We start from the raw sequence: 12,334 nt of genomic DNA, 5'->3' as shown, positions 1-12,334 counted from the left end.
TAATATGACCAAGGCGAATATTGAAGCGCTGATCAAGCAGTTCCCACTCTTGGCGCCACTTATCGATCTTAAGGAGGTTTGCTGGTTTAACCCAAACATAACCTCTTTAGCAGAAGGTTTGCCCTATGTGAGGCTAGATGAGAAAGATATTCAAGCTGCGAGTGAACGGCTAGCACGATTTGCGCCTTATTTGATGAAAGCGTTTCCCGAAACGGAAGCTTCGCATGGAATCATTGAGTCTTCTGTGGTGGATGTTCCCAAGATGAAATTGCGTTTGGAGCAGCAATACGACACGCCAATATTGGGCCGTTTAATGCTCAAAAAAGACAGTCATCTGCCAATTTCTGGTTCTATCAAAGCGAGAGGTGGCATTTATGAAGTGCTCACCCATGCAGAAAAGTTGGCGTTTGAAGCTGGCTTACTCTGCGAAACCGATGATTACAGCAAATTGTTCAGCAATGAGTTTCGGCAGTTTTTTAAGCAGTACAGTATTGCGGTTGGGTCAACGGGTAACCTCGGTATGTCCATTGGCATCATGAGTGCAAAGCTTGGTTTTTCAGTCTCAGTTCACATGTCTTCTGAGGCGCGGGAGTGGAAGAAAAATAAGCTCCGGTCACATGGCGTCAAAGTGGTGGAGTACCAGCAAGACTATGGTGTTGCCGTTGAGCAAGGTCGTAAAGAAGCTGAGCAAGATCCTAATTGCTTCTTTATTGATGATGAAAACTCGCAGACGTTGTTTCTAGGTTACTCTGTTGCAGGTGAGCGTCTTAAGCAGCAGTTTGATGACTTGGGAATCGTGGTTGATGAGCATCATCCGCTCTTTGTTTATCTACCCTGTGGTGTTGGCGGTGGGCCTGGTGGTGTGGCATTTGGTTTGAAAGTCGCGTTTGGTGATCATGTTCATTGTATTTTCGCAGAGCCAACGCACTCTCCGTGCATGTTGTTGGGCGTGCATACCGGCTTGCATGACGAGATTGCGGTACAAGATTTGGGTATCGACAACATGACCGCTGCTGATGGATTAGCAGTAGGGCGTGCGTCGGGATTTGTCGGTAGAGCGATGGAAAGGCTAATTGATGGCTTTTACACCATTGATGATGCTCGTATGTATCACCACTTGGGTGAGTTAAGTGAACTAGAAGGCATTAACCTAGAGCCTTCTGCATTAGCTGGTATGGTTGGGGTAGTGCATGTCTCGAATAATCATGCTTATCAGTCTCGAATGCAATTTGACGAAGAAAAACTCAGAAACGCCACGCATCTTGTTTGGGCAACAGGTGGAGGCATGGTTCCGGAAGATGAAATGGCGGCTTATCTCAAAAAATCAGGTCGGTAAATCAGCCCTGTATACGTACTTAACTAGGCAATTGACAATACAGGAATAGCAAAAGGGCTCATCGTTTGATGAGCCCTTCTCGTCACAGAATATTGAATTATAGAGACTGTAATAGCTGGTAGTAACGACCTTTCTGAGCGAGTAGCGTTGGATGATCGCCTTGCTCGATGATCTCACCTTGTTCCATCAAACAGATGCTATCCATGTTTTCTAATTCTATAAGTCGGTGTGTAATGAATACCACTGTCTTATTAGCAAAGTGCTCATTGAAAAGCGCCATCACTTTTTGTTCCGTACGCTTATCGAGGCCTTCAGTCGGTTCATCTAAGAGTAGGATTGGGGCATCACGTAGCAATGCGCGAGCGATACCGATTCGGCGTTTCTCTCCACCAGATAACTGACGACCACCGTCGCCTAACCAAGCGTCTAACCCTGGATCCTCAAGAAGGCCACCAAGTTCGACTTTTTGAAGAATCTCAGACAGTCGCTCATCACTTGCTTCTGGAGCGGCCATAAGTAAGTTGTCACGCAGTGTTCCATTCAGTACATCAACGCGTTGACTGACCACTGTCATTGCTTCTCGCAGGTCAGACTCGCTCCAATCTTGCAGTCTTGTACCACCGATTCGAACTTCACCTTGGTTAACATCCCAGTAGCGACAAAGAAGCTGAATTAGTGTTGATTTACCTGAACCTGTTTGACCTACAATGGCTGTTTTAGTGCCCAACGGTAGTGAGAGTGACAAGTCTTTCAGCACCTTTTGCTGACCGTCAGGGTAAGTGAAGTCAATGTTGTCGAATTCAATGTCTAACGTTGTGCCTTTATGTTTCGATTGCTCAGGGAAGACAACGTCAGGTTCAGCCAAAATTACTTCATTTAAACGACGAGCAGAAGTCAACGTTTGCCCCAGGTACTGGAACGCGCCCGCAATAGGCATCAAAATTTCAAAACTTGCCATCGTTGCAAATGCAAACAACGCAATCCAAGGATCAGGAGCACGACCTCCTACGCCGTCTGCAGCAAACCAAAGCATCACAACCAGTGTAAGACCGTTCACAAGCATAAGCAGGCCTGAAGCCATGCCCGTTAAATTCGCGTTCACAAACTGATTAGACAACAGCTGCTTTTGCTTCTCTAGAATGAGATTGCGATAACGCTCTTCTGCTCCAAAGATACTCAGTTCGCTGTAGCCTTGAAGCCAGTCCAGTGTCGCTACTCGTAATTGCGCTTTATGATGAGTGAGATTCTCGCCATTGTTTTTACCCAGTTTATAGAACAGTACCGGCCATACAAACAACATGACGGTAAGAATCGAGCCAAGCAGTAGGGCGAGATGCCAATCAAAGAACGCCAGGACAGCCGTTAAACTCATTATGCCAAAAATACCAATCACGACAGGGCTGATAAGTCGAAGGTAAACGTGATCCATCGCATCTACGTCCGCCACTAGGCGGTTGAGCAGATCGGCATCACGCATCGTAGAAACACGACCCGGAATCAGTGGTGCAAGTTTCTTAAAGAAGAAGATACGTAAATCGGTAAGCAGCTTGAACGTTGCATTGTGGCTAACGACACGTTCTCCCCATCGACCTGCGGTTCGAGCCATTGCAGCGCCGCGTACCCCGGCACCTGGTAACATGTAGTTGAAGGTCTCACGAGCAACCGTCAAGCCTGCCACCGCTGCGGCTGAAATAAACCAACCCGATAGCGTTAATAAGCCAATAGATGCAGCTAAGGTCAGAAATGCCAATAGCATACCTAGCGAAAGACCAAACCAATGTTTCTTATAGAGTTTTAGATAAGGGAGTAAATCACGCATCTAAGTTCCCCTTGTCTGTTTCACGTTGTGCGAGGTTCGCTTCCAACATGTCTTTAAATAAGCCATCTTCTGTCGACAGTGTGTCGTAATCACCACGTTGAACAATCTGGCCGTCCTGCATAACAAGAATTTGCGATACGCTTTGTAAAGGTGCCAACTGGTGAGTAATCATCAAATTCGTTGTGGCATGTGCGTACTTGTTAATGCCTTCCATGACGAGTTTTTCACTACGAGCATCTAAGCTTGCGGTCGGTTCATCTAATAACCAAAAACGACCATTTTGTAGCATAGCGCGAGCCAACGCTAAACGCTGGGCTTGGCCGACAGATAAACCACCAGAGCGGTCAGATATCGGGTAATCCAACCCATGCATTTCAACAAATTCAGCAGCATGAGAGTCATTCAAAACAGAATGAACGTCTGCATCTTGAATGTTGTGTTTGCCTAACGTGACGTTATCTCGAATGCTGCCATGTAATAGCATCGGGTTTTGACCAATCCAGCTTACGGCCTCTCGCCATGTGGCTAGATCCAGTTGTGACAATTCACAACCATTAATCTTCAAGCTACCTTGATAAGGCATGAAACCGAGGATGGTGTTGACCAAGCTTGTTTTACCTGCGCCACTTGGTCCAACCAAAGCCGTACTTTTGTTGGCTTCAAGAGAAAAGGATAGGGGACCCGCGAGCTGCTTACCTTCCGGACTAAAAATGGTTAACTCGTCTGCTTCAATATGGATAGGGCTGTTTTTATCTAACGCTTGGGTGCCATCTTTGATTTGATCGACTTCCAAATCTAGAAACTCGACAATACTTTCTGCTGCGCCAACCGCTTGCTGTTTCGCATGGTAGAACGTGCCCAAATCACGTAATGGCTGATAAAACTCTGGCGCAAGAATCAGAATGAACAAACCAGCAAATAGCGTAACACCTGTGCCGTAGTAGCCGAAATCGAGCTCTCCGATATAACTAAAGCCAAAGTAGACGGCGGTAATTGCGATAGAAATGGAAGTGAAAAACTCTAAAACCGCAGAAGATAGAAACGCGATTTTCAGAACGTCCATGGTGCGAGTACGAAAGACTTCCGAAGCACCCTTCAGAGTTTCAGTTTCAGATTTTGTTCTATCGAATAAGCGAATGGTCGTCATTGCTTGCAAGCGGTCATAAAAGTGACCGGACAAACGCTGCATCGCTTTAAAGTTTTTACGGTTTGCTTCTGCGGCTTTCATCCCAACCAGTGCCATGAAAATAGGCACCAGTGGTGCAGTGACGAGGAAGATCAAGCCTGCCGCCCAGTTTACTGGGAATACGACAACCAAAATAATGAAAGGCACTAATACCGATAATGACATCTGAGGCAAGTAGCGAGAGAAGAAATCTTGCATATCTTCTACCTGCTCTAAGATGAGCGTCGCCCAGCTGCCGGCAGGTTTGCCTTTGATGTAAGCGGGCCCAAGTTTATGAACTTTATCTAAAATGAGTTGGCGAATATAAACTCGAATTTGCTCACCGCAACGGTAACCGGCAAGCTCTCGACCCCAGGTACAAGCAGCTCGACCGATAACCGTGCCACCAAGCCCAACAAAATGCCAAATGAGGTCGGCTTTGTCGACTTGGTCAATGATTAACTGGTGCAGAATGGAGGCGAGCAGGGCTGCTTGAGCCAATAAAAACACGCTTGAAAGTACGCCTAGGCCTATCGCAATCATAAGCCAGCGCTTGGCTAACTTACTTTGTTGCTTAAGCCACTTATTCAAGCTGCTTTGCTTTTTCTTATCCATCGTGAAGGCTTAATGATAATTGTTTTAATGAGGCGGTAGTATACAAAAGAAAACCCAGCGGGAATACCGCTGGGCTTTAAGGATATGACACAAATGTGAAAAGTTATTTGTCACCAAGTGAGTCTAAGAAACGCTCAGCATCTAATGCCGCCATACAACCTGTACCTGCAGATGTGATAGCTTGACGGTAGTTATGGTCCATAACGTCGCCAGCTGCAAATACACCTTCAATGCTAGTTTGTGTCGCGTTGCCTTCTAGGCCAGACTTAACGATGATGTAGCCATCTTTCATGTCTACTTGGCCTTCAAAGATTTGTGTGTTTGGCTGGTGGCCGATCGCAATAAACGCGCCCATCACTTCAAGGTCTTCAGTCGCACCTGTGTTGACGTCTTTAATACGAACGCCAGTTACGCCCATGTCGTCGCCAAGTACTTCATCGAGAGTTCGATCAGTATGAAGAACGATATTACCGCTTTCAACTTTATCCATCAGACGTTTCACAAGGATCTTCTCTGCACGGAATGAATCGCGGCGGTGGATCAGGTGAACTTCTGACGCAATGTTAGATAGGTAAAGTGCTTCCTCAACAGCAGTGTTACCACCGCCCACAACTGCAACTTTCTGATTACGGTAGAAGAAACCGTCACAGGTTGCACAAGCAGAAACGCCGCGACCTTTAAATGCTTCTTCAGACTCAAGGCCAAGGTATTTTGCTGATGCACCTGTAGAAATAATCAATGCGTCACATGTGTACTCGCCAGAATCGCCTTTTAAACGAAATGGGCGTTGTGATAGTTCTACTTCGTTGATGTGATCAAACACGATTTCAGTTTCGAAACGCTCGGCGTGCTCTTTCATGCGATCCATCAATGCAGGACCTGTCAGACCTTCAGCGTCGCCGGGCCAGTTTTCAACTTCAGTAGTGGTGGTTAGCTGACCACCTTGTTGCATTCCCGTCACAAGCACAGGGTTTAGGTTGGCACGCGCTGCGTACACGGCAGCTGTGTATCCTGCTGGACCAGAACCAAGAATTAATAGTTTACAATGTTTTACGTCGCTCATTATGGCTCCAAAAAGGGCTGAACATTTCCCTCGATTGTATGGAAATTCTTAGTGCTTTAAAAGCATAAACAACGATTGTGATCGAATAATTGGTTATAGATTAGAACCCACTAAAGATTGATAAAGAACGTTGACTTCTAGCATAAAATTCTATTCGTAGTAGAGAAGTCTAGTTTCAAATATCGCCAAAGCGCAAAACTGAAACATGGCTCTGTATTTTTGCTTTGGATTGGTTTGTTATGTTGTTTTTGTTGTTTTGTTGAAGCTATCAACGTTAAAAGCTGGCAATTGCAGAATATTTGCGTAACCTAGTGTGTAAATTAAATGTTAATTAATGTGCCTCATTAAAGGAGACAATGATGTTACATTCACGTGAGAATACTCTGCATTTAACACAGCTCAGCATGGCAGCAATAGAGCAGCTTTCCCCATCGTTTGAAGAACTGCCTCGTACCGAGCATGCAGATGGTCAGTATCGACTAAGACGTTATTCTGTGGTTGGTTTTGATAATGGCAAAGTCATTGACTTAAACAAAAACAGCTTTGTTCAATCGTCTGATATCAACCGATTCCAAGGTGATGTTGTAAGACAGTTTGAGCCGATTGAGAAGGATATTCTCACCAGTGATGGTTTCCGAGAAATGTGCGAATTGTTTGTTAATGCGAATCATCTGCCTAACGGTCAGGAAATAGAAATTCACCAAATCCGAATCACAGCGCTAGAAGAAGAAACTCAAGTGGCACCTGAAGGTGTACACCAAGACGGTTTTGATCACATTGCAATGGTTGGCGTGGGACGTCATAACATCATTGGTGGCGACATCATGCTGTACAGCAGTCATAATCAAGCCCCATTTTTCCGTAAGGTGTTAGAAACGGGTGAGGTTGCAATATTGGCAGACAGTAAACTGTGGCACAACGCGTGCCCAATCCGTTCTGTCATTGATGATGAAGCGGGTCATATGGATGTGTTTGTACTCACGGCTACGGATAAGCGCAATGAACTTCAATCTTAATCTGATCAGGGAGCAGTTTCCGGCGCTCGCTCAATACCATAACGACAAACCTGTGACGTTTTTTGATGGTCCAGGCGGGTCACAGGTACCTCAATCAGTGCTAGACAGCATGGTGGGATATTTAGGTCGTTTCAACGCCAACTTAGGCGGGCATTATTTTTCTAGCCAAAAGACGGTTGACGTGATGCAAAATGCACGCGAGTCAGCGCAAGCTCTGCTAAACGCGCCGTCGTCTGGCAATATCGTCTTCGGCGCGAACATGACATCGTTAACCTTTCAGCTCAGCCGTGCGATTAGCCGAGATTGGCAAGAGGGAGATGAGATCATTGTTTCTGCTTTGGACCACTATTCGAATGTGTCTAGCTGGCAGCAAGCGGCAGAAGATAAAGGCGTTACGGTTCATCAGGTTCGTATCAACGAAGATGATTGTACGTTGGACTTGGAGCATTTAAGCAGTCTTCTTTCTGATAAAACGCGCCTTGTAGCGGTGACCTATGCATCGAATACGACTGGTTCTATCGTGGATGTGCAGCGAGTAGTAAGCATGGCGCACAACGTTGGGGCACAAGTTTATGTGGATGCCGTTCATTATGCGCCGCATCACTTGGTTGATGTTCAAGCGTTGGGGTGTGACTTTTTAGCGTGCTCTGCTTACAAGTTTTTCGGCCCGCACGTTGGTATTGCTTACATTGCCGATCAGTGGCTGCACAGTATTCGTCCGTACAAAGTCGAGCCTGCAACCAATATTGGCCCAGGCCGATTTGAAACGGGGACGCTAAGTTTTGAAGGTCTTGCTGGTGTCGTTGCTGCGGTTGAGTATCTGGCTCAATTTGGTGAAGCCGGTTTACCTCTTCGTCAACGATTGGAGCAAAGTTACCAATTGTATGAACAACATGAGCAACGCTTGAGTGAGCGTTTCTTACAGCGTCTGAGTGCACTAGATGGTGTCAATCTATTTGGCATTGCGAAAGAAGATAGCCAACTCCGCACACCGACTTTTGCGCTAACATTCGACCGATATTCTCCAGAATTTATCGCGAAAACGCTGGGTGAACACAACATCTGTGTTTGGAACGGCCACTTTTATGCGCTGGGCTTAGTTCGTCAACTTGGTCTAGAAGAGTCGGGTGGTGTAGTACGAATTGGTTGCATGCATTACAACACAATAGAAGAAGTCGATATGTTGTTCGATGTACTAGAAAACATCCTTGATGCGTAACTGATCATATCTTCCTGATAGAAAAACAAAAGCTCGAGTCAAACTCGAGCTTTTTCGTTTTTATTTCAATAAACCAGCTACATATAAAACTAGGCGTTTACTTCTACTTCATAGGAAGTGAATTTTCTTACGTTGATCACGCCAGTGTCAAAAATGAGGTATTGACCTTTGATGCCTTGCAAAGTGCCAGTAACAACCGGGTTTTTATCGAAATTATGCGAGGTGATCTTAGTTGGGTGCTGTTGCACCGGATAGCTAAGGTCGGTAATGCTTTCGCTCAATACTTCAATTGCATCTTCACCGAATTTCTGTTTTATCTCAGCAATCTTATCTTCGACCAACGGCAATAGCTCAGCAAAACGATCTTGCAGTGCCATTGGTTCACCGTCGCCTTTCAGCAGTGTGCGCCAATTGGTTTTATCTGCGATATGTTTCGCCAGTTCAACTTCAATTAAACCGGAGATATGGCGAGTTTTTACCTTAAAAATTGGCAAACCCTGAGTCGCACCTTGATCAATCCAACGAGTTGGGATTTGCGTATGACGAGTGATACCAACTTTTAAGCTGGATGTATTGGATAGGTAGACAAAGTGATCCACCATGCAGTTCTCTTCGCCCCATTGTGGCTCGCGACAAGTCCCTTGGTCGTAGTGACAAGTCTCTGGCTTCATGATGCACATATCGCAGCTTGCTAGCTTTTTCATACAGACAAAACAATGGCCTTGCGAATAACTCTTTTTCGTTTTCTTACCACATGAGCAACAAAAAATATTGCCCGTGTGAGTCAGTGTGAGCGTTTTACCCAGAAACGGCGATAGATCAATTTCTTCCTCACCAACAGGTAGACGGTAACTGACAGCACCGTCCAGAGATGCACGCATTTTATTTAGCGTACCAGTTGCAATTAATGACATGACATTACTCATTATTGTGTTTTTGCACAGTATATCCGAAGTGGTGATGAGATGCAGGGTTGACAGGCACATTAAAGCGAAATGTATCGCTCTGAAATGTTATGCACTGGCCTTCATGGGTTAGGAAATACGGCTGTGAAATGCTTCGCAAATAACAAGTGAACCGCATTTTTGAGAGATTTAAAAACGTGATAACGGTTCAAAACACGTTACCATGTATCGAAAGTAAGAACGAAGACTAAAAGTAATTTTGTTTCTTGATAAATGACTTTGTTTGAAGTTCGAGAAATCATTGAGTACATTGTGTTGTATATAAGCTGAGCAGGTCACTCGCCCATGAAGTGGATCCATAAATTTATCTTTGCCCTCTCTATTTGCACTATTAGTTTGGTTGCGCTTTATAGTGTTCTTGGCGATACACGAAAGCTGACCATTACACCAGAACATTTCAATATCTATGCGACTAAAGACGCCAGCGAAGGTGGCTTGAGTGAGGCTGATATTATTTACGATAAGCAAAGCCTAGTTCTCAGCTGTGACTTAAAGCAAAGCTCGTATGCTTGGCCTTATTGCGGAATCTCTGTTTATACCGATTCCACAACGCCAACACAGGGGATTGATCTTTCCAACTACCATACGATTCGATTGAAAGTGAGATATGAAGAGGCGGGGGTGGGGCCCAATCCGAGCCATGATTTGCGTTTATATCTGCGCAACTATAACCCTGAGTATTCCAAACCAGACGACGAGTACACGATTAAATACAATGGCATGCAGTTTTCTCCGTCCGGTTCAAACGACATCATCGAAATTCCGATTAAAAATTTACAGGTGATGACGTGGTGGTTAGTAGACAACAAAGTCGCAATTGAACACTCAGCACCTGAATTTTCAAACATCACACGTATTGATATAGCGACCGGATCTGGTGCGGCACTTGGCGAGCACAAAATTGTGATTGATAAAATTGAGTTTGAAGGCGCTTACCTTGCACAAGAAACGTTACTGTATGCGCTCTTACTCTCTTGGATGGCGCTTGGACTGGCATTTTCGCTGCACGAATTACGAAAAAATCGAGTCGCTTATGAAAAAGCGAAAAAACGTCATCGTCATTTAGAGAAGGTGAATGGTACGTTGCGAGCTCAAAACTATGAGTTTGCAGAGTTGGCGCATCGCGATGCGTTGACGGGAGCGATGAACCGTCACGCAGTTCAGCACTGGCTTGAGCAGCAATCACGGCAAGTTCGCTGGGGGCATAGTACATTCAGTATCCTTTATATGGATTTGGATAAATTTAAGAAGGTGAATGACAAATTTGGGCACCAAATGGGGGATGACATATTGCGCGAATTTGTCATGGTGGTGGCAAGTTCCATCTACCCAGATGACCGACTTGTTCGTTGGGGGGGAGAAGAATTTGTTGTATTTTGCCCTGACACCAATATTGATCAAGCTGTGAAGAAGTCGGAAATGATTCGCAAAAATGTGGAGAGTCATTTGTGGGTACACGGTGAATCATTAACATGCAGCATTGGCGTCGCCCAAATGCAAAATGAACGCGTCTCAGAAACCATGGCGAGAGCAGATGAAGTGCTCTATCAAGCGAAGCGCAATGGTCGTAACCGGGTCGAGGTTCATTATGGTTTGCTTGCCTGCGAAAAGAAGCAAGCCTAACGATTCGTCACTCAAAGGAATAAAAAAAGGTGGCCAACTGGCCACCAAGAGGGAAACTGCTGAACACCACTTAGGGGGAAGTTTAGGTCATCGATATGATTACCGTGAGCAGCAGTGTAGTGCTAATCGAACTTGTTATTTTTTACCAGAACAACCAAGCGAAAAGCGTTAGTGCAGCAATACAGGCAATGTTTAAGACGAAGCCAATTCGCATCATTTCTTTTTGCTTGATATGACCCGTACCGAACACAATCGCATTTGGAGGCGTCGCAACTGGTAACATAAATGCACAAGAAGCGGCGACGGCAATCAATGCAGAGAGAATGACCGGAGACATGCCTAAGGCCTCTGCGATGGTTGCAAATACAGGGACCAGTAGTGCAGCACTAGCGGTGTTACTTGCAAACTCAGTCAAGAAGACAACAAAAGCAACTACAGCAAGAATCGTCAGAAGGATACCAGCTTGCTCAAGGAAGCCCGACAAGCTATGAGCCAAAAATACGCTTGTACCGGTTGCTTTTAGGACGTTACTCAAACAGATGCCACCACCAAATAGGATTAACACACCCCAGTCGGTTGTTTTCTCAATATCTTTCCACTCGACGGCGCGAGAAGCCCCAAGCAGAAGGATCGCACCTATTGCGACAAGGGTATCGAACTTAGCGAAGCCACCTAGCATAGCGTTAATAGGCTTACTGAAAATCCACAACGTGACCGTCAGTAAGAAAATCGCCAGCGTAATCATTTTGCCGTTTGTCCACTCGACTGGTTGATGGTCAAGGTCAAACTTGTGGCTAAGGTCAGGCTTAGTCATGGTGTACAAAACGAGAATAGCGATTGGCATTAGTACTAATGAGATAGGCACACCGAGCTTCATCCACTCAGTAAAACTTAGGCCGACTTCAGCTGCTGCAATGGCGTTTGGTGGGCTACCAACCAGCGTTGCAATACCACCAATCGAAGCGCTGTAAGCGATGCCGAGCAGAACAAACAAAAAGGTATTGTGATTTTTCTTCGCGTCTAGCTTTGTCATCACACCCAGTACAAGGGGCAGCATCATAGCGGCAGTGGCGGTGTTTGAAATCCACATCGACAGGCCAGCACTAACACCAAATAGCATGAATACAGCGACAGACATTTTGCCTCGTGCGAGTAACAGCACTTTATCAGCAATAGCTTGGTCTAACTTCTGTTTATGCAAAGCCGCAGCAAGTGCAAAACCACCTAAGAATAGAAAGATGATGGAGTTGGAGAAGTTGTTCAGCGCGGTCTGAGTGTTAAACACGCCTAAAAATACCGCAAGTAATGGTATAAGCAGCGCGGTTATGCTGACGTGAATCGCTTCGGTTAGCCAAAGAATAGCAACAAAAACTAAGATGCTTAGGCCGGTTACTACTTGTGGCTCAAAGGGTAGGGTATTAAACAAGATAATGAACAATACGATATTCGCGTTCAAAATCATGCTGTTGCGAGTGAAGAACCAGTTCTTCAATGTCACAGCGAGTGCGGTCAT

9 protein-coding genes are annotated in these 12,334 nt (G+C 45.4%); 4 read left to right on the top strand and 5 right to left on the bottom strand.

Annotated features, from left to right (window positions below; genetic code table 11):
• Window positions 1–4: 4 nt before the first annotated feature.
• A complete protein-coding gene (locus NL643_RS00195) occupies window positions 5–1,336 on the top strand; it encodes a D-serine ammonia-lyase (protein WP_253643702.1) in 1,332 nt (443 codons plus the stop codon).
• Between the two features lie 97 nt (window positions 1,337–1,433).
• Here NL643_RS00195 and cydC read toward each other — a convergent pair whose 3' ends face one another.
• From cydC to trxB, 3 genes are all read right to left on the bottom strand, one after another.
• Window positions 1,434–3,155: a cysteine/glutathione ABC transporter ATP-binding protein/permease CydC gene (gene cydC / locus NL643_RS00190; protein ID WP_253643701.1), complete on the bottom strand. Its 1,722-nt coding sequence runs from the start codon at window positions 3,153–3,155 to the stop codon at window positions 1,434–1,436.
• Entirely contained in the window at window positions 3,148–4,935 is a 1,788-nt protein-coding gene (gene cydD, locus NL643_RS00185; protein WP_170902127.1) for a cysteine/glutathione ABC transporter permease/ATP-binding protein CydD, read from the bottom strand. The genes cydC and cydD overlap by 8 nt, the downstream gene beginning before the upstream one ends.
• A gap of 103 nt (window positions 4,936–5,038) precedes the next feature.
• Window positions 5,039–5,998 carry a thioredoxin-disulfide reductase gene (gene trxB, locus NL643_RS00180; RefSeq protein WP_005393195.1) on the bottom strand — a complete coding sequence of 320 codons (960 nt, stop codon included), beginning with the start codon at window positions 5,996–5,998 and terminating at the stop codon, window positions 5,039–5,041.
• Window positions 5,999–6,357: 359 nt separating this feature from the next.
• Between trxB and NL643_RS00175 the strand changes: the two genes are divergently transcribed.
• Complete coding sequence (locus NL643_RS00175; RefSeq protein WP_005393193.1) at window positions 6,358–7,014, top strand: 2OG-Fe dioxygenase family protein; 657 nt, start codon at window positions 6,358–6,360, stop codon at window positions 7,012–7,014.
• A complete protein-coding gene (locus NL643_RS00170) occupies window positions 6,998–8,233 on the top strand; it encodes a cysteine desulfurase-like protein (RefSeq protein WP_253643700.1) in 1,236 nt (411 codons plus the stop codon). The genes NL643_RS00175 and NL643_RS00170 overlap by 17 nt, the downstream gene beginning before the upstream one ends.
• An 89-nt stretch (window positions 8,234–8,322) precedes the next feature.
• Here the strand turns inward: NL643_RS00170 and NL643_RS00165 are convergent, their stop codons facing one another.
• Window positions 8,323–9,147, bottom strand: a complete 825-nt coding sequence (locus NL643_RS00165) for a DUF2797 domain-containing protein (RefSeq protein WP_104969321.1) — start codon at window positions 9,145–9,147, stop codon at window positions 8,323–8,325.
• A 336-nt stretch (window positions 9,148–9,483) separates the two neighbouring features.
• Here NL643_RS00165 and NL643_RS00160 point away from each other — a divergent pair, with 336 nt between their 5' ends.
• Entirely contained in the window at window positions 9,484–10,821 is a 1,338-nt protein-coding gene (locus tag NL643_RS00160; RefSeq protein ID WP_114322450.1) for a GGDEF domain-containing protein, read from the top strand.
• Window positions 10,822–10,963: 142 nt separating this feature from the next.
• On the opposite strand, the gene NL643_RS00155 is transcribed toward NL643_RS00160, so the two are convergent.
• Entirely contained in the window at window positions 10,964–12,334 is a 1,371-nt protein-coding gene (locus NL643_RS00155) for a DASS family sodium-coupled anion symporter (protein ID WP_005395853.1), read from the bottom strand.

Origin of the sequence: Vibrio sp. Y42_MX_L11, from assembly GCF_024181785.1 — a bacterium.
Classification (GTDB): domain Bacteria; phylum Pseudomonadota; class Gammaproteobacteria; order Enterobacterales; family Vibrionaceae; genus Vibrio; species Vibrio diabolicus.
Note: the sequence above shows the minus strand (reverse complement) of the source record. Positions and strands in the feature narration are given on the sequence as shown.

Coding starts and splice junctions, on each gene's coding strand:
- NL643_RS00195 (WP_253643702.1), top strand. CDS start 5: ATGACCAAGGCGAATATTGAAGCGCTGATCAAGCAGTTCCCACTCTTG.
- cydC (WP_253643701.1), bottom strand. CDS start 3,155: ATGCGTGATTTACTCCCTTATCTAAAACTCTATAAGAAACATTGGTTT.
- cydD (WP_170902127.1), bottom strand. CDS start 4,935: ATGGATAAGAAAAAGCAAAGCAGCTTGAATAAGTGGCTTAAGCAACAA.
- trxB (WP_005393195.1), bottom strand. CDS start 5,998: ATGAGCGACGTAAAACATTGTAAACTATTAATTCTTGGTTCTGGTCCA.
- NL643_RS00175 (WP_005393193.1), top strand. CDS start 6,358: ATGTTACATTCACGTGAGAATACTCTGCATTTAACACAGCTCAGCATG.
- NL643_RS00170 (WP_253643700.1), top strand. CDS start 6,998: ATGAACTTCAATCTTAATCTGATCAGGGAGCAGTTTCCGGCGCTCGCT.
- NL643_RS00165 (WP_104969321.1), bottom strand. CDS start 9,147: ATGTCATTAATTGCAACTGGTACGCTAAATAAAATGCGTGCATCTCTG.
- NL643_RS00160 (WP_114322450.1), top strand. CDS start 9,484: ATGAAGTGGATCCATAAATTTATCTTTGCCCTCTCTATTTGCACTATT.
- NL643_RS00155 (WP_005395853.1), bottom strand. CDS start 12,334: ATGACCGCACTCGCTGTGACATTGAAGAACTGGTTCTTCACTCGCAAC.